Here is a 20,803-nt window from a genome sequence, read left to right as displayed (position 1 = left end):
GGCGGCGGGCGTCAGCGGCGGGCGTCAGGTGACGGGAACGATGCCGGCCTCGACGAGCCGGCCGTGCTCGACGGTGAGCAGGCCGACGGTGCCGTGGGGCTGGCGGCGGCGGTCGGTGGGCGAGCCGGGGTTGAAGATGCGCACGCCGTCGCCCGTCTCGTCGAGCGGGATGTGGGAGTGCCCGAAGATCACCAGCTCGGCGGCGGGGAACCGGCGGCGCATCCGGGTGGTCCGGCCGCGGGCCTGGCCACTGTCGTGGATCATCGCCACCGGCAGCCCTTCCAGCTCGAGCTCCAGTGTCTCCGGCGCGCCCCAGGCGGCCACGTCCGGGCCGTCGTTGTTGCCGAGCACCGCCCGGACCGGCGCGTAGCCGGCCAGCTCCTCCAGCACGCCGGCGGTGCACACGTCCCCCGCGTGCAGGATCAGGTCCGCCCCGCGCAGCCGTTCGGCCACCCTCGGCGGGCAGGAGCGCCAGCGCCGGGGCGCGTGCGTGTCCGCCAGCACCACCACTTTCATACCTCCCATACTCCCCCGGGCGGCGGCCGGGCCCCACGCGCGGGTCGGTGCCGGTCCGCGCTGAGCCGGCCAGGAGACAGGTCCCTCATCGAGGTGACGGCCGCCTGCGCGGCCGCCCGGGTGGCGTACCCTCACCCGGCCCGGTCGCCGGTTAGGCTGGATGAAATGCTCAGACTCACGCCGAGCCCTGGGGGTCGCGCAGGATGACGCAAGAGCATCGGCTTCCGGCGTTGACGGGTGCGGAACGCGACTTCCTGCACCACTATCTCCGGGTGATCGAGCTGCTGGGGCGGATCAATCCGGCGGCGGCCGAGCACACCTACGGCGGCGTCAACGCCGCTCAGGCCCTCGTCTCGGAGGTCTCGAAGCTGCGCGACGCGCTCACGCTCATGCACCAGCGGGGCGAGACCGAGATCCACAAGGAGCCGCTCACCCGGGCCCTGCGGATGCTCGACGCCGAGGCCCGGATCCAGCGGCTGTCCCTCCCGCCGGAGCCGGGCTCCCCCGCCGGCTGACGCCGTACCGGGTCACCCGCCGGAGCCGGAACCGGCCCAGAAGACAGAGCCGGAACCGGTTCGGGAGGCAGGGCGGCACCCGGTCAGGACAGGCCCGGGCGGTTGCGGCGGCCGCCGTGCGGCCACACCAGCGCACCGGCGTACCGCTTGGTCAGCCCGTAGGTCTTCCACGGGCTCGCGCTGACGAACTCCTTGTAGGCGACGGCCCGCCTGCCGGTGAGCATCCAGCGGCGCGGCGTGTCGTCGGGCCGGGTGAACTGGATGACCGCGTCCCCGCGGCCCAGGCTGACCGGCTGGTGGAGGTAGCCGAAGCGGAACGGCTTGGATTCCTTGCCGCGCAACCGGCGGGCGATCGAGTCGGCGGCGTGCGCGGCAGTGGGAATCCCGCTCTGGCAGGTGCCATGGATCTCTCCCCAGCCCTGGCGGACCGCGGCGGCGTCACCGATCGCGAACACCGCCGGGTGCGAGACCGACCGGAGCCCGGCGTCCACCACGATCCGGCCCCGGCCGTCGACCTCCAGGCCCGCGTCGGCGGCCAGCGGCGAGACCCGTACCCCGGTGGTCCACAGGCAGGCGTCGGAGTGCACCAGCTCACCGCCGGCCAGCTCGACCGCGTCCGGAAGGACCTTGGTGATCTCGACCCCGGACCGTACCCGCACACCCAGGCGCTCCAGCGCCCGGTGCAGGTAGCCCCGGGCCCGCTCCCCCATCAGCACTCCCGGCACGTCACGGGTGAGCAGCACGACCTTCACCCCCGGGTGGGACTCGGCGATCTCGGCGGCGGCCTCCACACCGGTCAGCCCGCCGCCGCACACCGTCACCGTGCCGCCGAGCGGCCCGATCTCGGCCAGCCGGGCGGCCAGCGCACCGGCCGCATTCGGGCCGTCGAGCGTGAAGGCGTGCTCGGCGACGCCCGGCATGGCCTGGGTGTCGGCGACGCTGCCGAGCGCGTACACCAGCGTGTCGTACGGAAGCGTGCGCGCGCCCTCGGGCGCCTCCACCTTCACCTCGCGTGCCTCGGCGTCGATGCGGGCCACCCGGCCCTGCACGAACTCGATCCCGGTGCCCTCCAGCATCTCGGGGATCCGCAGGTCGGCCAGCTCCTGGCCGGCGGCGACCTGATGCATCCGCAGCCGCTCGGTGAACCGGGCCGAGGCGTTGACCAGGGTGACCCGGCCGCCACGGCGCCGGGTCAGCTTGGCGGTGCGGAGGGCGCAGAGCATTCCGGCGTAGCCCGCGCCGAGCACCAGGATGCGGTTGTCGCGCGTCATGCGTGTCATATCCGTCCGTCCTCTCCCTGTGCGCCCGTTCGGGACGCTCACACCTCGAAGACGGAACGGCGTCCGGCGAACGTGACATCGGCGGAAAGTGGCCTGCGCCACAGCGGCGCCCCCGGGCTCCCGGGCGGCTCGCGACCGAGGCGGCGGCAGGGCGGACGGCCGCTCAGTAGCGCAGGTCGGCCAGGACGCCGTAGTGGTCGGAGGGCAGCACCCCGTCGACGGCCTCCGCTCCGATGACCTCGCAGCGGACCGGGTGACCGGCTCCGCCGGGGCGGGGCCAGGCCGACAGCACGTAGTCGATCCGGCGTTCCGGGAACAACGCGGGAGCCGCCCACGGGTTGGCGTTGGACCAGGTCGTCCCGGGTCCGCCGTCGCCCGCGAGCTCCCAGGCGTCATAGAACACCAGGCCCGGCGCGGCCACACCGGCCCGGCCGGTGAGCATGCGGACCTCCTCGCTGTCCGGCCCGGCGTTGAGGTCCCCGCAGACGAACACCGGACCGAGCGGGTTCTGCGTCTTCGCGACGTACGCCGCCAGATCGCGAACCTGACCCTGGCGCAGCAGGCCGTGGTCGAGCCGCCAGGCAAGCATGGCGGCGAACACCTGGACCGGGCCGCGCGGGCCGTCGATCTCGGTGAACAGCACCGAGCCGCCGTCCCGGCCACCGCGATCCCCCAGCCGCTGATCGTCGTGCTGCAGGATCGGCCAGCGCGACATCACCGCCATGCCCGACGTCACCCCGTCCTCCTCCAGGCCGCCGGTGAACGCGTAGTGCGGCAGGCCGAGCCGGGCGCCGAGCCGCTCGGCCTGGTGGTCGTCGGCGGTCTCCCAGGCCTCCAGCAGGACCACGATGTCCGGGGAATGCGCGCCGAGCGTCGCGGCGACGGCCTGCTCGCGCCGCTCCCACGGGCCGTACCGCGCCCAGACGTTCCAGCCGGCGAGCCGCACGGTGGTCTCGATCAGAGGGCCGTAAGGGTGCTCGATGTCGTACATGTCCTGAGTTTTTCACCGGGTGATGTGGATCACCAGACCCACGGCATGAGGGACCCGGCCCGGGAGGTCGTCGGACCCATGGGGCTCCACGGAATCTCTGAGACCGCTCGAGCCGCTCATGACCGTCGCCGCGGAGCCTTTCCCGATCGGACGCCGGTGGATAAGGTCGCTCCGACAACCGAATGACGTTCGGAGGGGTCGTGGACTACCGCACCGTGTCGATCGTCCGTGATCATGCTCGTGCCCGGGGCGGCTCCCCCGCGATCAGCGGCGACGGCCGTACCGTCGGCTACGCGGAGCTGGACGAGCGGTCCAGCCGGGCCGCGCGGGGGCTGCTGGCCGCGGGAGCGGGCCACGGCACCCGCGTCGGATACCTGGGCAAGAACGCTCCGGAGTACTTCGACCTGCTGTTCGGCGCCGCCAAGATCGGGGCGGTCACGGTACCGGTGAACTGGCGGCTCACGCCCGGCGAGATCGTCGCCATCCTGGCCGACGCCCAGGCCCGGGTGACCCTCGTGGACGGCGAGTTCGCCGCGCTCGCCGCCGAGCTGCCGGGCACGGTGCTCGTCTCCGGCGCCGATTTCGAGGCGTGGCTGGCGTCCCATCCCGCCGACGACCCCGGCTTCACCGGTGAGCCGGACGACCTCGTCCTCCAGCTCTACACCTCCGGTACCACCGGAGTGCCCAAGGGCGTGCAGCTCAGCAACTCCAATCTCGCGGTGGGCCGGCGGATGGCCCAGCGCTGGCGGCTCGACGCGTCGTCGGCCAACCTGGTGCCGATGCCGCTGTTCCACATCGGGGGCACCGGGTGGGCGCTGGCCGGGCTGTTCGCCGGCGGCCGCCAGGTGCTGGTGCGCGACATCGACCCTGCCGCGCTGGTCGAGACGATCGAGCGGGAGCGGATCACCAACGCGTTCATCGTGCCGGCGGTCCTGCAGTTCATGTGCGCGGTCCCGGGCGCGGCCGAGCGTGACTATTCGGCACTGCGGGCGATCACCTACGGAGCCTCCCCCATCACCTCCGAGGTGCTGCGCCGGTCCCTGGCCACCTTCGGGGCACCGCTGTTCCAGCTGTACGGAATGACCGAGACGACCGGCGCCATCGTCCAGCTCGAGCCCGGCGACCACGATCCGGCCGGCCCGAGGGCGCACCTGATGCGCTCGGCGGGCCGCCCGTACGACTGGGTGGAGATCAAGATCGTGGACCCGGCCGGTGACGAGGAGCTCCCGGCCGGGGAGGTCGGCGAGGTCTGGGTCCGCTCGGCACAGAACACCCCCGGCTACTGGAACCGGCCGGAGGAGACCGCCGCGCTGCTGCCCGGCGACGGCTGGCTGCGCACCGGTGACGCCGGTTACCTCGACGCCGACGGTTACCTCTTCCTCACCGACCGCATCAAGGACATGATCGTCACGGGTGCCGAGAACGTCTACCCCATCGAGGTGGAGGAGGTCCTCTCGGCCCATCCCGACATCGCCGACGTGGCCGTTATCGGGGTACCGGACCAGCGCTGGGGGGAGACCGTCAAAGCCGTCGTCGTCCCGCGCCCCGGCGCGTCGCTGAGCGAGCAGGACGTCCTGGACTACGCCCGCGAACGGCTGGCCGGCTTCAAGCGGCCGCGTTCGGCCGACTTCGTGGACGTCCTGCCGCGCAATCCCAGCGGCAAGATCCTCAAGAAGGAGTTGCGCGCGCCCTACTGGGAGGACGTGGGGCGGTCGATCGGCTAGGGCCTGTTTCTGGGCCCGCAGGGGTCCCGGACGCGCCGGGCCGGCCGGCGGCGACGACGTCTAGGCGGACCGGACCTGCGCGGGATGGATCACTTCGGTGATCCCGCGGGCCGCCAGGTGCCCGGGGTCGTGCGCCCGCTGGGCGAGGACCGCCGTGGCCCGGACGCCGTCGGCGGCGAGCCGTACCCAGGCCTCGTAGAACTCACCGCCCGGCGCGCAGGAGGCACGGGCAGGCGCGGTGAGCTCGTCACCGGCGTCGACGACCAGGGCCGTGGTGCGCCTGACCACCGGCGGCGGCTCGCCGGCCCACCGGGCGGCGAGCCCGGCGACCCGGTCGCCGAGCGGCTTCGGCTCGCGGGCGTTGGTCAGCAGCCCCAGCGAGTACTCCAGCTCGGGGAAGTCCGCGAGGCCGCGGTCGACGTCGTGGGAGCACCACCAGGTGATGGCCGTGAGGTTCTCGCAGCTCATGGCGTTGAGGACGGTGGCCTCGGCGAAGTCGGCGGCCCGCTCGGCGGGAACATGCGGTGCGGGGGCGCCGACCTCCTGGAGCCAGACCGGCCGTGCCGGATCGAGCGCCCACGCCTTCGACAGCTCGATGAGGTACTCGGCGAGGTGCCGCGTCGCGACGCCGTCCGGGCCGTGCCGTTGCGCGGTGCCGTTGAAGACCCAGGAGTGCACCGTCGTCGCCGGGCCGAGCCGGGCGGCGTGCGCGGGGGTGAAGGCGTGCCCGTCCTGGAACCACACGGCGTCGTACTCGCTGTGCGTGTGCGGCCTGCCCGGTGCGCCCTGGCCGCAGGCCTCCAGGAGCCGCACGATCCAGTCGTGCGCGGCGTCCGGGCCGGCCTCGTCGGGGTCGGGGTGCGGCGCGCCGGAGAACTGGTCGGTCTCGTTGCCCAGGGTCATCGCGATGAAGTTGGGCCGGTCGGCCAGGGCCGCGGCCAGCGTACGGAGGTAGTCGGCCTGGGCCGCGATGGCCACGGGATCGGTGAACATGTTCCTGCGGTGCCAGGTGCGCAGCCAGGCCGGTACGAAGTCGAAGCTCGACAGGTGGCCCTGGAGACCGTCCACGCTCACGTCGAGACCGCGCTCGGCGGCCGCGTCGACCACCGAGAGAAGCTGGTCGACGGCGCGGGGGCGGATCAGCGTCCGGTTGGGCTGGAAGAGCGGCCACAGCGGGAAGAGCCGGACGTGGTCGAGCCCCAGAGCGGCGATCGAGTCCAGATCGGCGCGGGTGTCGTCGAGGTCGAAGTCGAGCCAGTGGTGGAACCAGCCCACACTGGGTGTGTAGTTGACGCCGAAGCGTACCCGTGGCCGCTCCCGATCCGGCGACAGGAACGAGCCGGCGGAAGCGGAGGCGGAGGAGGCTGTGGCGTCCACGATGTGAGAGGGCCCTTCGTCGCGCGGAACCGGACAGTGATCTTTCAGGACCACCGTTGCCATTGTGCCCGGACCTGGGGCTTCGTCCGTGATCGCCCCTTGCCGGACCGGCGTCGAGCCCGCCGCCGCCGGGCTCCGCCCTCCAGGAGCGCGCCGCCCCGACGAGCCGCCTCGATGAACCGCCTCGATGAAAAGAGAGGTGCGAGGGAAGGCCAGGTCGAAGGGCGTAGACCTGTGAGCCGTATGACAACTATGTTGTGTTTCAAGGTCAACACGTGAGAAACCCGGTGCGGGGGTTATTGGCGAGAGGTGACCGGGGTTGTGTTCGTCTAGCTGGCAGTTCACGGTGGACATGACCCCGCAGGAGTTCGCCGTGCGTGAGCAGGTGCTCCGCGGGCAGGTGCCCGGCATCGTCAAGGAAGCGGTCGCGGAGATCGAGCGGGCGGCGCCGACCTATGTCCGGCCGCACGACGCCCGCTATTCCGAGGTGATCGGGCAGGCGGTGGAATGGCTGATCAGCCATTTCCTGGATCTGCTCGCCGACCCGGAGACCCCCTCGGACGACCTGCTGGAGTTCTTCCGGCGAGTCGGGGTCGGGGAGGCCAGGGAGGGGCGCAGTGCGGACCTGCTGCAGACCTCGATCCGCACCGGCGCCGGCATCGCCGTCCAGCGGCTCACCGAGGCACTGGAGGACGAGGGCCTGGGCGTGCCGGCCAGCACCATCGCCCAGGTCTCCCATGCGGTCTTCATCTACCTCAACCGGATCGCCGCCGTCGTCGCCGAGGGCCATGCCGAGGGCCAGGCCAGCACCGAGGGAAGGTTCCAGGGCCGCCACCGGCGGCTGGTGAATCTGCTGATCTCCGATCCCGGGCCCGCCCTCGCGGAGATCCAGGACGCCGCACGCAAGGCCGAGTGGCCGCTGCCGCGCTCGGTCGCGGCCGTCGCGCTGCACCACCGAGGGCACGTCGCCGTGCACCGGCCGATGCTGCCCGCGGACGTACTGCTCTGCTTCCACCTGCCGGAACCGGCCCTGGTCGTCGCCGACCCCCAGGGACCGGGGCGCCGGGCGATGCTGGAGAACGGGCTGCGCGACTGGATCGCCGCCATCGGGCCCACCGTGGAGATCACCCGGGTCGGCAAATCCCTGGGCTGGGCCCGCCGGGCGTTGCACCTGGCCCGCACCGGCGTCATCGCGGACGGCGCACTGATCGACACCGCGGACCACATGCCGATCATGGTCATGATGCGGGACCACGAGCTGGTCGAGCAGATCACCGCCGACCGGCTGGCACCGCTCATGCGGGTCAAGCAGCCGCAGCGGTACCGGCTCGCCGAAACCCTGCTGACCTACATCGAAGCGGGGTTCAACGCCGCCGAGGTCTCCGTCCGGTTGCACGTGCACGCGCAGACGATCCGCTACCGGATACGCCAGCTCGAAGCGCTCTTCGGCGACGACATGCACCATCCGGTCCGCCAGCTCGAGCTGCACATGGTCCTGCACGCGTGGCTGGCCACCGCCGGCCAGGACACCGATCACCACGCCTCCCCCTGACGGCGACCTAGCGGCGGACGGACGTCACCGGGTCGTGGCCGGGCCGTACGGCTGGTCGCTCGTGGGCCCGGGACGGGGTGCGGGACACGCAGCCGTCCAGCCGTCCCGGGCCCGGGCCCCGGTCAGCCGCGCCGGTAGCGGGCGAAGGCGAGGGTGGCGAAGACGACGGTGATGCCGGCGGTCCACACCAGGGCGCGCAGCAGGTAGTAGCCGGTGCCGTGGCCCAGCAGGGCCTCGGCCCGCCCCGCCTGGGTGAGGCACCGCACCGTGTTGATCATGACGCTGACGGGCTGGTGCTCGGCGAAGCCCCGCAGCCAGCCCGGCATCGTGCCGACGGGGACGTACGCGCTGGAGGCGAAGCTGACGGGCAGCACGAGGAATCCGAGACCCTGCGCCGCCTGTGCGTTGCCGGCGAACAGGCCGAGCGCGACGAACACCCACACGAACGCGAAGCCGAACAGCACGCACAGGCCGAAGGCGGCGAGCGCCGCACCGGCTCCGGCGTGGATCCGGAACCCGACGGCGAACGCGACGGCGACGGTCAGCAGCAGGCACCAGGTGATCAGGACGGTGTGGGCCAGGACGCGGGCGATGACCACGGAGCCCCGGGGGATGGGCAGCGACCGGAGCCGGTCGATGACCCCCTGGGTCAGGTCCTCGGCGACGGCGACGGCGGCGCCCATGCCGGAGAAGAGCACGCCGACGGTGAGCAGGCCCGGGACCATGTAGTCCGCGTAGGACAGGTCACCGGTGGGGATGGCGCCGCCGAAGACGTACCGGAAGATCAGCAGGAAGGCGACCGACTGGACGGTGGCCATGACGACGATCTGCGGGGTGCGCTGGATCTTGTACAGGTTCCGGCCGGTGACCGCGGCGACGCTCGTTGCAAGGGAGGCCCCGGCCCGGGCGGGCGGGGCGAGGTCTGCGGTGGTCATGCAATCCTCCCCGAGGTGGCGGTGCCGTCCGAAGCCATGGTGTTGCCCGAGGCGGTGTTGCCCGAAGCGGTGCCGTCCGGGGCTCCGGCGTCGTCCAAGGATGTGGGGCGGGCCGGGCGGCCGGTCAGGTGCAGGAAGACCTCGTCCAGCGTGGGGCGGCGCAGCGCGATGTTCTCCACCCTGACGTTCGCGTTCAGCAGGGCCTGCGTCGCCGCCATGAGGTCGTCCGGGCCGTTGCGGGCGGCCAGGCGGACGCCGAGCGCGGCGGGCTCGGTCTCCAGGACGCCCAGCGGGGCGAGGGCCGCGGCGGCGAGGCCGACCTCGGCGTGGGTGCGCAGCCGGACGTCGACCATGTCGCGTCCCGCGCGGGACTTGAGCTCGGCGCCGGTCCCCGCGGCGATCGCCCGCCCGTGGTCGATGATGACGATGCGGTCGGCGAGCCGGTCGGCCTCTTCCAGGTACTGCGTGGTCAGCAGCACGTCGGTGCCCGTCGCGACCAGTGCCCGGACGGCGTCCCACAGCTCGATGCGGCTACGCGGATCCAGTCCGGTGGTCGGCTCGTCGAGCAGCAGCAGGCGCGGAGCGCCCACGAGACCGGCGCCCAGGTCCAGGCGGCGCCGCATGCCCCCGGAGTACGTGCGCACCAGCCGGCCCGCGGCGTCGGCCAGGCCGAGCCGGTCCAGTACGGCGTCGGCGCTGCGCTGCGCGGCGCGCCGGTCATGGCCGAAGAGGCGGGCGACCATGATCAGGTTCTCCCGCCCGGTCATCGCCTCCTCGACGGCCGCGTACTGCCCGGCCAGCCCGATGATCTGGCGGACCCGGGCCGGATGCGCGGCGGCGTCGATGCCGTGGACGCGCAGCGTGCCGCCGTCGGGCCGGATGAGGGTCGCGACGACCCGGACGAAGGTGGTCTTCCCGGCGCCGTTGGGTCCGAGCACGGCGGTGACCTGGCCCTGCGGGGCGGTCAGGTCGAGTCCGGCGAGCGCGCTGGTGCGCCCGAAGGCCTTGGTGAGGCCGTGCGCCTCGATGGCGGGAGGGCGCTCGATGACGGGGGGCATGGGTCTTCCTTCCAGGGGCGAGAGGGCAGGGCGGAGCCTGGGTCCGGGCCGCCGGGGCGGGCCGGACCCAGGAGGCCGGGATGGGGATCAGCGGGCGGAAAGGGACAGGAAAGGGACAGGGAGGAGTGAGCGGGAGAGGAAAGGGACCGGTCAGGTGATCCGGCGGTGCGGTGCTCGCTTCACATCCGGTCGAGTACGGCCCGCAGGCCGCGCATCACGCCCGACCTCCAGCCGCCGCCCATGATGGAGCGGGCCCGCTGCTGGACGGGGTCGTCGGGGTCGAAGCCCTCGTGCGCGAGGAACAGGCGGGTGCCGGTGCCCTCCGGCCGCAGTGTCCAGGTGATCGTCCAGTCGACGTCGCGGCCGGCCGCCGGGTGCGCGTCGCGCCAGCCGACACTGAGCATCCTGCCCGTTTCGAAGGCCAGCACCTCGGCCTGGACCACGCCGGAGAAGCCGGTCGCGGGTACTGCCACGCCCTGCATGGTGTAGCGGTGCCCGACCTCGAGCCGGAAGTCGCCGGGCATCATCCACTGTGCGAGCAGCTCCGGCTCGACCAGCGCCCGCCACACCTTGGCGGGCGGGTGCGGCAGGAACTGGTCGACGTGCAGGACGGTCCGGTCGTCGGCCAACTCGTCGGCCAACTCGTCGGCCGGGTCATGGGGCATGTCACCGGTCATCTCATCGCTCATGTTCGTCGTCGTCCATGCGATCGAGCAGGTCCCGCAGCCCGGTGAGCTTCTCGCGCCAGAACCGCTCGAACGGGCTGAGCCACTCCTGCACCTCGCTGAGGGGAACCGCTTCGAGCCGGTACAGCCGCTGCCGGCCCTCCCTGCGCTCACTCACCACTCCGGCCTCCCGCAGCACCCGAAGATGCTCGGAAAAACTGGGGCGGGCCATGTCGAAGCGCCCGGCGAGCCGGGCCACCGGCTGCGGCCCCTCCTCGCGCAGCAGCCGCAGCACCTCGCGGCGCACCGGGCTGGCCAGCGCCGCGAAGACACGATCCTCCGGCGCCTCCACGGCGCGCATCCCACGGCTCACGAGCCCGCCTCGGGCGGGACGGCGATCTCGGTTCCTGTGACGTTCATGCGCCCACTATAGGTAGGACTTTTCCTACCTGTCACATTGATCTTGCGCTTCCACGGCCCCGGTGACGATGACCCGTCTCATGAAAGATCCTTTCAAAGCGTGAACCGACGGGGGAAACTTGGCGTCCAAGGCGCAACCGACCGTGGTACGCGATCATTTCGGGAGATGCTCATGCCGAGGCTCGTCTCCGACCTCCCCGCCCGCGCCGCGGTGCGGCAGTGGCTCGCCCGCCGGTGGCCGATCCTGACCGGGGCGGTCGTGGTCCTCGTCATCGCCCTGTACGTCGTCGGGGTGCCCGGCGGGTTCGCCGCCACGGGCGGCGGCGAGGTGGCCGTGGTGCGCAACGGCGGGCCCTTCGACGACAACACGATCCGTACGGTCCTCGGCCCGTCGTCCAAGCGCACCTGGATCGGGCTCAAATCGCGGGTCCACCGGTACCCCGCCCAGCAGCGGTTCTTCACGATCACCACCGATCCCAAGCGCGCCAGCAATCTCGGTGTGGACACCCTGACGATCTCCAGCAACGACGGGGTGAACCTGGGCGTGGAAGGCACGCTGTACTTCACTCTCAACCGCGACACCGCCGTCCTGCGCACCTTCGACGACGGGTTCGGCACCCGCCGGTTCCGCGGCCAGGACGACAAGATGCGCTACCCCTGGGAGGGCGAGAAGGGCTGGACGGCCTTCTTCGGGCAGGCCGTACGCCCGGTCATCGACAACTCGCTGCGCACCCAGATCAGCGGTTTCAGCTGCGCCGACCTCGTCCCCTCGTGCGCGTTCATGCAGCAGGACCCGACCAAGCCCCGGGCGCTCATCTCCAGCGAGGACAGCAAGGCCAACTTCACCAAGATCCAGGAAGCGGTCAACGCCTCCCTCACCGACGACATCCGGAGCACGCTAGGCGCGCCGTACCTGACCGGTTTCCGGTTCACGCTGACGCGCATCACGCTGCCGACGGCCGTCCAGAGCGCCGTCGACGACGCCCAGGCGACGCTGGCCCAGCTCTACAAGGTCCAGGCCGAGGTCCAGAAGGCGCGTGCCGAGGCCGCCGCGAACAAGGCCCGCCAGGAGGGCTACCGGGCCTGCCCCACGTGTGCCGAACTCGACAAGATACGAGCCCGGGGATGACCGGTCATGAGTCCCGGCCGCATTCCCCTTCCGTGTACACCCTCTTCCGGGCGACGGCGAAGCCCGCCTCCTTCTCCCCTGCCATGGGATGTGTGCCGGTCTATGGTGGGAAGACCGATTTCCAGTGGTCTTTTCGGTGATCTATTTTCAGTGGTCATGTTCGGCGGTTCTTCATCAGTGGCCAGTACGCCGCGGGAGGTCCTTGTGACAGCCGACTCGCCGTTGCCCGGTCTGCAGTCGTCGGCCGCGATCGATACCACGGTGTCGCATTCGGCGCGGATCTGGGATTACTGGCTGGGCGGCAAGGAGAACTACCCGGTCGACCGGGAGCTGGGCGACCAGATCGCGAAGGTGCTCCCGGACATCGTCGCGCAGGCGCGGGCGGACCGGATGTTCCTGGGCCGGGTGGTGCGGTTCCTCGCCGGGGAGGTGGGCATCCGCCAGTTCCTGGACATCGGGACCGGGTTGCCCACGGTCGACAACACCCACGAGGTCGCGCAGCGGGTGGCACCGGCGTCCCGGATCGTCTACGTCGACAACGACCCGCTGGTGCTCACGCACGCCCGGGCGCTGCTGACCAGCACGCCGGAGGGGGCCACCGACTACCTCGACGCCGACATGCGCGATCCCGAAGCGATCCTTACGGGCGCGCGCAGGACGCTGGACCTCGACCGGCCGGTGGCGATCACCATGCTCGGCGTGCTGTGGCACGTCACCGACAACGACGAGGCGCGTGCCCTCGTCGACCGGTTGCTGGACGCGGTGCCGCCGGGCAGCTACCTGGCCATCGCGCATCCCACGATCGAGATCACCGGCGAGAGGATGGCCGAGGCGATCCGGCAGTGGAACCGGTTCGGCAAGCCGCCGGGCACCCACCGCACCCCGGCCGAGATCGCGGGCTTCTTCGACCGGCTGGAGCTGGTCGAGCCGGGCATCGTCTCCTGCACCCGGTGGCGGCCCGAGGCCGCGCCGTTCGGTGAGCCGGAGGAGATCGACCAGTTCTGCGGCGTCGGCAGAAAACCCTGACCTCCTTCCGAAGCCCCGAACCCTGTGCCGGCGCGGATCGCGGCCCCGCACGGGGCGGCGCGCGGGACGGCTGAGACACTAGGGTCGTGTCGGGCATTGGGCGGCTGTTGCGCAGGGAGCGGGCATGGGCACTCTCACAGGTGACCAGCACGGCGGCCGACCCGGCGGCCGGCCGCTGACGACCGGTGAGGCCGGCCCGACGCTGTCCCGGATGATCCTGGGCATGCGGCTGCGCAGGCACCGCGAATCCCGCGGACTCACCCGGGAGCAGGCCGCGGACACCATCCGCGCTTCGGATTCGAAGATCAGCCGCCTGGAGCTGGGCAGGGTGGGTTTCCGGCTGCGGGACGTCATCGACCTGTGCGACCTGTACGGGGTCACCGATCACACCGAGCGTGCGGCGCTGCTCGGGCTGGCGCGGCAGGCCAACACACCCGCCTGGTGGGCGCGCTACGGAGCCGTGATCCCCTCGTGGTTCGAGCCGTACCTCGGGCTGGAGCAGCAGGCCGCCACCCTCATCCGCTGCTACGAGGTCCAGTTCGTGCCCGGTCTGCTGCAGACCCCCGACTACGCGGCGGGCGTCATCAGCATCGCCCACGGCGACGCCGGGGACGCCGACCTGGAGCTGAGGCTCGAGGTGCGGATGCGGCGCCAGCGGATCCTGTCCCAGACCCGTCCCCCGCACGTGTGGGCGGTCGTGGACGAGGCGGCGTTACGCCGTCCGATCGGCGGCCGGGCCGCGATGTTCCGCCAGCTGCAGCATCTGATCGACCTGTGCGACCTGCCACACGTGACGGTGCAGCTCCTTCCCTTCCGGTCCGGCGGGCACGCCGCGGCCGGTGGCCCCGTCACCATGCTGTGCCTGCCCGAGCCCGGGCTGTCCGACGTGGTCTATCTCGAGCAGCTCACCTCGGCCAGCTACCTCGACGGACCCGACGAGGTCCTCTACTACCGGCACGTCATGAACCTGCTGGCCACCCAGGCCGCCCCACCGTCCCAGACGCCCTCGATCCTGCGCCGGATCAGCGGCGAGCTGTGACCGGGGCGGCGGAAGATGTCAGCTGACACACATCCTCCCGGCGACCACCTGACATGCTGGCCCTGCCCGGCGACCAGTGTTCGCACGCCCGGGCACGAGGTCCTCATACCGCGGCGGCCGTACCGCCGGTCCCGGTAGGAGGACTTCTCGGCTTTCGGAGACGCCCTGGGTGGCCGCCGCGACCCGGCGGGGCGTCCTGGACGGCCTCGCTGCGCACGCTTGACCTCTTCACCTCCCGAGAACCGCATCCCCGGCCGGAGAAGTCCGGGGAGGCGCCGGAGTCCGGGAGAATGGCACAGGTACCCGGCGATGAGGGCGGGTTGGGAATGGCGAGGAAGAAATACCCGGACAACCCGGTACGCGATGCTTTCCTCGAAAAGCTGCGGCAGTTCTATGCGGACTGCGGAAAACCCAAATATCCCAAGATAGTCGCCATGGCGCAGCGCCTGGAAGAGATCTATACGATCCCGCACGGGCTGACGAGCCTGCCGACCTACACGAAGACGACCGTGAGCGAGACGCTCAACGGTCACCGTAAGGGCCTGCCGGATTCCGCGTGGCTGGCGAGTTTCGTGCTGTCCTGCCAGCGGCTCGCCTTCGAGGCCAAGGTCATCCCCACCGATCCCGGGACGTCCAGCCTGCCGGCCTGGCAGACGGCCCTGCGCGAGGCCGAGGCCGAGGCCGAGCGGCTCGGCCTGTCGCACCGGCACGACCCGTCCGTCCCCGGCGCCGCGTCCGGGGCGCGGGCATGGAACCAGGTGATCGAGCCGGCCACCATGTTCGCCGCGGTTCCGCCGACGAGACGGCGCGACGACGGGTACCGGATGACCGCCGCGGTGCGGTTGACCGGCGCGCAGCGCGAGCATGTGGAGTCCTTCGGGCCCTACGGGCGCACGCTGGTCGGCAGGGTCCGGGACGGCGACGCCCATGCCGTCTACCAGGTGGCGGTCATCCTCGCCGCGGACCCCGCCCGCGTGGACGAGACGACCTCCCTGCTGACCGCCTCCGCCACGACCGGCCATCCCGCGGCCCTGGACCTCCTGCAGCACAGCCCCGATCACCTGAACCGCCGGCTCACCGCCGCCCACGCCCGCACCCTCGGCGAGGACGCCAAGCGGGCCGGCTTCCCCGAGGCGGCTCTGACCTTCTTCGAATGCGCCGTCCGCTTCGCCGCCGCCGACCCGGCGGCCGGCACCGTCCCCTCCCCCAGGGACCAGACCCAGGACGAGTCCCAGGGCGAGACCGCGCACTGAGCACGGCCCGGCAGTCCTGCTCGACCGGCCCTGCCCCGCTGCCCGGACCGCCGGCCAGGTACGGCCCGCGCCGACGATTCCGGGCACCCGGACACCATTCTTGCGTGTTCAAACCCGCCTCAGGGTTCTGAACCGTTCTGATGCGTTCTGTTTGATTATTTTGTGATCTTAAGCGTTCCGATGAGGGAATTAGGCCGCATATGGGGAGAATGGTGCGACATGGTTCTCGTGGGCTGTGAACAGCCCCGCGAATTCCCTGTGAGAACGAGAGAACCGGTCCGTCATGCCTGTGCCGCCCCCTCATGTCCGCGCCCTCACGGCGCCGGTCCCGAGACCGGCACGTCAGGCCGGTCCGGAGCACGGCTCTCACCAGCCGTACGGCCCGCAGTCCCGGGACGACGCCGTCGTCGCCACCGCGCTCACCACCAAGTGGATGCTGATCACCGGCAGGCGGCTGGGACAGCGGCCGGCACTGCACGACCTCGGCCCGGACCAGCTCATCGACTTCTGGGCCGACGACCACATCGGCGGGCTCCCGCCCTCCTCCGAAGCAGGTACCGCATGTTCCCTCGCGCCGCCCTCATCCTGCAGCGGCTCATCCCGGCCGCCAGGCCCGTCATCGCACGGCGACAGCACCGCGCCATGTTCGCCGTCGACATCGCCGGCTTCAGCAGCCGGGAGCCCCAGGTACAGATGTACCTGCGTCAGGTCCTCTACCGGATCGTCCAGGACGCCTGCGACCTCGTCGGACTGCCGTGGGACGACTGTCACCACGAGGACCGTGGGGACGGCATCCTCGTGATCGCCCAGCCCGGGGCCGACTTCGACCTGCTGCTCAACCCGCTGGCCACGCGGATCGGCGCCGACCTGCGTGCGCACAACCGCACGGCCGGCGGCCACGCACGGCTCCGGCTGCGCATGTCCGTGCACGCCGGCTACGTGCAATGCGACGACCACGGCGTGGCCGGGGCCGACGTCATCCACCTGTTCCGGCTCCTCGACGCGCCGGCGCTGAAGAACCAGCTGGCCGACCACGACGACGACCTCGCGCTGATCGTCTCCCACTACCTCTACGAGGTCGCCACCGGCTACGGGTCGATCGACCCGGCCGGCTACCGGCCCATCAGCGTCGATCTCAAAGAGACCCACGCCCGCGCCTGGATCCGGCTGCCGGCACCGGTGAGCGGCCCGGCACCGGATCTCCGGCAGATCGTCGCTCCCCCGGGTCACCCGCCGTTCGCGCTGCTCATCCCGGTGAACCTGGTCCAGCCCGGCCCCGGCGGGGTCCACGCCGGACCGGGCGGGAAGCAGGAGCCGGATCCGGCCGGCGCACCGGCCGTCACCTGCCCGGTCCTCGCCCAGCTCATCGGCCGATCCGGCCTGACGCCCCCCGCGGCGACTCCGGCGGAGTTCCCCCACCCGCCCAGGCCCAACCGGCCGTTCCACTCCTGAAAGGCCGTTCCTCCCTGACGAGCAGGTCCGTGGCGGTGAACGGCCGTGCGCCCCGGCGTCCGGTGACCCCGCCGGTGGGTACGGCGGCGTAACGGCCTCGGCGGCGCCGCCCGCGGGTCAGCCGCCGCGTACCGGCGTGGTGTCGAAGCGGATGTGGCGCACCCGGTCGGCGGCCCCGCGGTCCAGCACGGTGACGCTGGCGGCCGGGGGAAGGTCGCCGGAACGGGCGCGGGCGATGAGCGCCCGCCAGCGCCGGCAGTGCCGGACGAAGGTGGCCGTGGTGACGACCCGGCCACGGGAGTGCTGCCCGGCCCGCGCGGTGCGCGGCGGCACGTCGAGCAGGATCAGGTGCATGCCGGCGCCGCGACGCCGGGCGAGCCAGGCGAAGCCGTTGAGGATGTGCGGCCAGGTGCCGCGGGTGTGCGCCACGACGGGGTGACCGCTCAGCACCGCCCGCGCGATGCGCCACACGTGGGTGGCCTGCGCCAGCGGGGTACGGGCCCGGTGCGGGATCGGGCCGAGATAGCGTGCCCACCAGTTGCGGGCCTGACGGGAGTCGATCACCCATACGTCACCGGCCGCGACCGGCTCGCGCTCGTCGCCGCGCAGCCCGTACAGGCGGTCGAGCAGGGTGCTCTTGCCGGCGCCGGGCAGGCCCGCGAGCAGGACCAGCGATCCGGCGGGGTAACGCAATTCCTCGGCGGAGACCACGACCCGTGCCTCGTGCGGCTCGAGCGTCGGCCGGGGACTGGTCGGCTTGGAGGTCATTGGCCTCTCGTCATCTACCCGGACGGCCCGGGATCGGGGGGAGTGAAAGGAAATCGCCGGTGAAATCCGGCCGTCGACACGACCAACGAACGCGGGGGGCCACTTGTTTCTTCGCAGGTTGCCTCGCAGGTTCCCTCGCAGGTTCCCTCGAAGGTTCCCTCGAAGGTTTCTTGGCAGGTTTCCTCGAAGGTTTCCTCGCGGGCTTCTGCTGACCGAGGTGACCGCCGGGTGCGAGAGGACGAACGCCGTCGCCGCCCGAGGATCTCCTCCGGCTCGCCGCCGGAGTAGACGTCGGCGGTGTCGACGAAGTTGATGCCGGGGTCCTCAGCCTGCCGCCGGTGTCAGGCCGAGCAGCCGGGCCGCGTTCTCCTTCAGGATCTTCGGGCGTACCTCGTCCTTGATCGGCAGTTTCGCGAAGTCCGCCAGCCACCGATCAGGCGAGATCATCGGGTAGTCCGAACCGAACAGCACCTTGTCCTTGAGCAGCGTGTTGGCGTACTGCACGAGCTGGGGCGGGAAGTACTTCGGCGACCAGCCGGACAGGTCGATGTGGACGCCCGGCTTGTGGGTGGCCACGCTCAGCGCCTCGTCCTGCCAGGGGAACGACGGATGCGCCAGGATGATCTTCAGGTGCGGGAAGTCGACCGCGACGTCGTCGACGTGCATCGGGTTGCTGTACTTCAGACGGATCCCGCCGCCACCGGGCACCCCCGCGCCGATGCCGGTCTGACCGGTGTGGAACAGCGCGATCGCCCCGAGTTCCTCGATCGCCTCGTACAGTCCGTACGCCAGCCGGTCGTTGGGGAAGAAGCCCTGGATGTTGGGGTGGAACTTGAAACCCCTCACGCCGTGGTCCTCGACCAGCCGGCGGGCCCGCCGGACCCCGGCCTTGCCGCGGAAGGGGTCGATCGAGGCGAAGGGGATCAGCACGTCCGGGTTGGCGGCCGCCGCCTCGGCGATCTCCTCGTTCGGTACCGGCTCGGTGCCGGTGGCGTGCTCGGCGTCGACCGTGAACACCACCGCCGCCATGGTGCGCTCCCGGTAGAACGCGGCGATCTCCTCCAGCGTCGGCTTGCGGTGCGCCGCGTCGATCTTGAAGTAGGCGCTGGAGGCGGCCTCCAGCTCGCCCTCCAGCGAGGTGGCCCCCTTGGAGGACACCTCGGCGTGGGTGTGCACGTCGATCGCGGTCAGGTTCCCCACATCGAGCATGTCAGGCCTCCGGAACCTGGTGCACGGCCGTCGGCCCGGCCGCGCCTGGCGTGTCCGGAGCCCGCGAGCCGTCCCCTGACGGCCCGGCACCGAGGTCCGGCAGAAATGAAGTTAGGCTGGAAACAGGCGCGCGTCAATAAATCATTCCGTATCCTCGCCTCTCCCCCGCACCCGCGACCCGGAAGGACCCGCCCATGCCGCCACGGGCAGCCCGTACGCCCGAGGCCCGGCCGGAGACCGGGCCCACCGGCCGGCCCCGCCCGCAGCAGTTGCTGCTCGCCCTGCTCGGCGAGATGGTGCTGGACCGCCATCCCGAGCCGCTGCCCTCCCGGGTCTTCCTCGACGTGCTCGGCCGCCTCGGCGTCACCGACGTGGCCGCCCGCGCCACGCTCAACCGGATGACCCACCGTGGCCTGCTCACCCGTGGCAGGCAGGGGCGCGAGGCCGTGTACGAGATCAGCGCCGCCGGTCGCCGGGTGCTGAGGCACGGTGCGGGCCGCATCTTCTCCCCCGAACCGTTCGGCCGTGCCGATGGCGAGTGGACGCTGCTGTCGTTCACGCTGCCCGAGACCCATCGCGACCTGCGCCACCAGGTCCGCTCGCGCCTCGCCTGGGCGGGCTTCGGCCCCGTCCGTGACGGCCTGTGGATCGCACCCGGCACCGTCGACCCCTTGGAGATCCTCGGCGGGCTCGACCTGGCGGAGGCGGCCGAGGCGTCCTTCGGCGCGTTCGCGGGCCGGCCGCTGCCCCCGACCCGGCTCGACCTGCTCGTACGCCGCGCGTGGAACCTCGTCGAGATCCGCGCGGCACACGAGGAGTTCCTCGGCCGCTGGGCCGGTGCGGCCCCTGAGCCCGGCGGCGCGCTGCCCGCCCTCGCGGCGCTGCTGGCCGACTGGATCCGCCTGCTGCGGACCGACCCCGGGCTGCCCGCCACCTACCTGGCCGAGGACTGGCCGGCCGCGCGATCCGCCCGGTCCTTCCAGCGGCTGCACACCTGCCTCGCCGGGCCCGCCCGGGCCGGCTTCGAGGCCCTGATCCGCGGAGCCTGAGCCGGGCTCCGCGCACCGCCGCCCGGCCCGATCCCGCGCCGTGCGCGCCCGTTCCGGCCCGCGCGGATCCCTTGCCAAGTCTTGAACAGACTGGTCTGTTCAGAGACGGCTGCCGGAGAGGTCCAGCTGTTACTGTCAGGTCATGGCCAGGAGCACTTCGGAGCGGCCGTCGGCCCGGGCTCGGTTGCTGGCCGCCGCCGACGAGCTGTTCTACGAAGAGGGCGTGCGCACCGTCGGCATCGACCGTGTGATCGAACGTGCCGGAGTGGCCAAGGGGACCCTCTACAACACCTTCGGCAGCAAGGACGAACTCGTCCGCTCCTACCTGACCGGGCGCCACGCGCTCTGGAAGGAGCGCATCGCACAGGAGCTCGCGGAGCGATACCGGACACCCCGGGAGCGTCTGCTGGCCATGTTCGACTCGCTCGGCCGGTGGTTCGCCGAGCCGGGCTTCCGCGGGTGCGCGTTCATCAACGCCAGCGGGGAGGCCCGCCCCGGAAGCACGGTCGAGCAGGCGTGCGACGAGTTCCGGGCCTGGGTGCGGTCGTTGTTCGCAGAGCTCACGGAGGCGGCCGGGTACGCCGATCCGGAGCGCCTGTCCGCGCAGCTGGTGCTGCTGTACGACGGAGCGACGGTCGCGGCCCGGCTGGACCGGAACCCCCGCGCCGCCGACGTGGCCCGCGACGCCGCCGTGGCGCTGCTCGACGCCTCGGCCGGCCCCGGCCGCCACCTGCCCGGGCACTGATGCGCTGCACCACCGGCCGCTTTTGACCCACTTGTCCTAATTTGAACAGACAAGTCTGTCTAAGTTGCCAAGTTAGACAGACTTGTCGATTAGCGTCGCA

The 20,803-nt window shown here is 71.8% G+C and carries 20 protein-coding genes; 10 read left to right on the top strand and 10 right to left on the bottom strand.

What is annotated here, in order from left to right:
* Positions 1-24: 24 nt before the first annotated feature.
* The gene (locus tag ACRYCC_RS14870; RefSeq protein WP_433812390.1) at positions 25-516 is read right to left on the bottom strand and encodes a metallophosphoesterase family protein; all 492 of its coding nucleotides are present in this window, start codon (positions 514-516) and stop codon (positions 25-27) included.
* Between the two features lie 203 nt (positions 517-719).
* Between ACRYCC_RS14870 and ACRYCC_RS14865 the strand changes: the two genes are divergently transcribed.
* Positions 720-1,031: a hypothetical protein gene (locus tag ACRYCC_RS14865; RefSeq protein WP_433812388.1), complete on the top strand. Its 312-nt coding sequence runs from the start codon at positions 720-722 to the stop codon at positions 1,029-1,031.
* An 83-nt stretch (positions 1,032-1,114) separates the two neighbouring features.
* Here ACRYCC_RS14865 and ACRYCC_RS14860 read toward each other — a convergent pair whose 3' ends face one another.
* Both ACRYCC_RS14860 and ACRYCC_RS14855 read right to left on the bottom strand, forming a co-directional pair.
* Positions 1,115-2,311, bottom strand: a complete 1,197-nt coding sequence (locus ACRYCC_RS14860) for an NAD(P)/FAD-dependent oxidoreductase (RefSeq protein WP_433812386.1) — start codon at positions 2,309-2,311, stop codon at positions 1,115-1,117.
* Between the two features lie 163 nt (positions 2,312-2,474).
* On the bottom strand, positions 2,475-3,302 hold the full coding sequence (locus tag ACRYCC_RS14855) for an endonuclease/exonuclease/phosphatase family protein (protein ID WP_433812384.1): 828 nt from the start codon (positions 3,300-3,302) through the stop codon (positions 2,475-2,477).
* 182 nt (positions 3,303-3,484) lie between these two features.
* Here ACRYCC_RS14855 and ACRYCC_RS14850 point away from each other — a divergent pair, with 182 nt between their 5' ends.
* On the top strand, positions 3,485-5,026 hold the full coding sequence (locus tag ACRYCC_RS14850) for a long-chain-fatty-acid--CoA ligase (RefSeq protein WP_433812382.1): 1,542 nt from the start codon (positions 3,485-3,487) through the stop codon (positions 5,024-5,026).
* Between the two features lie 60 nt (positions 5,027-5,086).
* On the opposite strand, the gene ACRYCC_RS14845 is transcribed toward ACRYCC_RS14850, so the two are convergent.
* Positions 5,087-6,403, bottom strand: a complete 1,317-nt coding sequence (locus tag ACRYCC_RS14845) for a glycoside hydrolase 5 family protein (protein WP_433812380.1) — start codon at positions 6,401-6,403, stop codon at positions 5,087-5,089.
* A 352-nt stretch (positions 6,404-6,755) separates the two neighbouring features.
* Between ACRYCC_RS14845 and ACRYCC_RS14840 the strand changes: the two genes are divergently transcribed.
* Positions 6,756-7,955, top strand: a complete 1,200-nt coding sequence (locus ACRYCC_RS14840) for a PucR family transcriptional regulator (RefSeq protein WP_433812378.1) — start codon at positions 6,756-6,758, stop codon at positions 7,953-7,955.
* A gap of 122 nt (positions 7,956-8,077) precedes the next feature.
* Here the strand turns inward: ACRYCC_RS14840 and ACRYCC_RS14835 are convergent, their stop codons facing one another.
* The 4 genes from ACRYCC_RS14835 to ACRYCC_RS14820 form a co-directional block, all read right to left on the bottom strand.
* On the bottom strand, positions 8,078-8,890 hold the full coding sequence (locus ACRYCC_RS14835; RefSeq protein ID WP_433812376.1) for an ABC transporter permease: 813 nt from the start codon (positions 8,888-8,890) through the stop codon (positions 8,078-8,080).
* Positions 8,887-9,948 carry an ATP-binding cassette domain-containing protein gene (locus ACRYCC_RS14830; RefSeq protein WP_433812374.1) on the bottom strand — a complete coding sequence of 354 codons (1,062 nt, stop codon included), beginning with the start codon at positions 9,946-9,948 and terminating at the stop codon, positions 8,887-8,889. The genes ACRYCC_RS14835 and ACRYCC_RS14830 overlap by 4 nt, the downstream gene beginning before the upstream one ends.
* Positions 9,949-10,127: 179 nt before the next feature.
* On the bottom strand, positions 10,128-10,637 hold the full coding sequence (locus tag ACRYCC_RS14825) for an SRPBCC family protein (RefSeq protein ID WP_433812372.1): 510 nt from the start codon (positions 10,635-10,637) through the stop codon (positions 10,128-10,130).
* Complete coding sequence (locus ACRYCC_RS14820; RefSeq protein WP_433812370.1) at positions 10,627-10,986, bottom strand: ArsR/SmtB family transcription factor; 360 nt, start codon at positions 10,984-10,986, stop codon at positions 10,627-10,629. The genes ACRYCC_RS14825 and ACRYCC_RS14820 overlap by 11 nt, the downstream gene beginning before the upstream one ends.
* 219 nt (positions 10,987-11,205) lie before the next feature.
* Here ACRYCC_RS14820 and ACRYCC_RS14815 point away from each other — a divergent pair, with 219 nt between their 5' ends.
* The 5 genes from ACRYCC_RS14815 to ACRYCC_RS14795 all read left to right on the top strand — a co-directional run bounded on the left by ACRYCC_RS14815 (position 11,206) and on the right by ACRYCC_RS14795 (position 16,932).
* Positions 11,206-12,162 (top strand): SPFH domain-containing protein, encoded by a 957-nt coding sequence (locus tag ACRYCC_RS14815; protein WP_433812368.1) that lies wholly within the window; start codon positions 11,206-11,208, stop codon positions 12,160-12,162.
* A gap of 204 nt (positions 12,163-12,366) precedes the next feature.
* Positions 12,367-13,188: an SAM-dependent methyltransferase gene (locus ACRYCC_RS14810; RefSeq protein ID WP_433812366.1), complete on the top strand. Its 822-nt coding sequence runs from the start codon at positions 12,367-12,369 to the stop codon at positions 13,186-13,188.
* A gap of 124 nt (positions 13,189-13,312) precedes the next feature.
* Positions 13,313-14,227 (top strand): helix-turn-helix domain-containing protein, encoded by a 915-nt coding sequence (locus tag ACRYCC_RS14805; RefSeq protein ID WP_433812364.1) that lies wholly within the window; start codon positions 13,313-13,315, stop codon positions 14,225-14,227.
* 434 nt (positions 14,228-14,661) lie between these two features.
* Positions 14,662-15,480 carry a hypothetical protein gene (locus ACRYCC_RS14800; RefSeq protein ID WP_433812363.1) on the top strand — a complete coding sequence of 273 codons (819 nt, stop codon included), beginning with the start codon at positions 14,662-14,664 and terminating at the stop codon, positions 15,478-15,480.
* Positions 15,481-16,041: 561 nt separating this feature from the next.
* On the top strand, positions 16,042-16,932 hold the full coding sequence (locus tag ACRYCC_RS14795) for a hypothetical protein (protein WP_433812361.1): 891 nt from the start codon (positions 16,042-16,044) through the stop codon (positions 16,930-16,932).
* Between the two features lie 117 nt (positions 16,933-17,049).
* Here the strand turns inward: ACRYCC_RS14795 and ACRYCC_RS14790 are convergent, their stop codons facing one another.
* Positions 17,050-17,700, bottom strand: a complete 651-nt coding sequence (locus tag ACRYCC_RS14790) for an AAA family ATPase (protein ID WP_433812359.1) — start codon at positions 17,698-17,700, stop codon at positions 17,050-17,052.
* A 324-nt stretch (positions 17,701-18,024) separates the two neighbouring features.
* Positions 18,025-18,909: an amidohydrolase family protein gene (locus ACRYCC_RS14785; RefSeq protein WP_433812357.1), complete on the bottom strand. Its 885-nt coding sequence runs from the start codon at positions 18,907-18,909 to the stop codon at positions 18,025-18,027.
* 194 nt (positions 18,910-19,103) lie between these two features.
* Here ACRYCC_RS14785 and ACRYCC_RS14780 point away from each other — a divergent pair, with 194 nt between their 5' ends.
* The gene (locus ACRYCC_RS14780) at positions 19,104-19,958 is read left to right on the top strand and encodes a PaaX family transcriptional regulator (protein WP_433812355.1); all 855 of its coding nucleotides are present in this window, start codon (positions 19,104-19,106) and stop codon (positions 19,956-19,958) included.
* A gap of 142 nt (positions 19,959-20,100) precedes the next feature.
* A complete protein-coding gene (locus tag ACRYCC_RS14775; protein ID WP_433812354.1) occupies positions 20,101-20,703 on the top strand; it encodes a TetR/AcrR family transcriptional regulator in 603 nt (200 codons plus the stop codon).
* The last annotated feature ends 100 nt before the right edge of the window (positions 20,704-20,803 follow it).

The sequence above is a fragment of the Actinomadura scrupuli genome, assembly GCF_050971785.1.
GTDB lineage: Bacteria > Actinomycetota > Actinomycetes > Streptosporangiales > Streptosporangiaceae > Actinomadura_E > Actinomadura_E scrupuli.
This window is presented reverse-complemented; position numbering and strand designations above follow the sequence as displayed.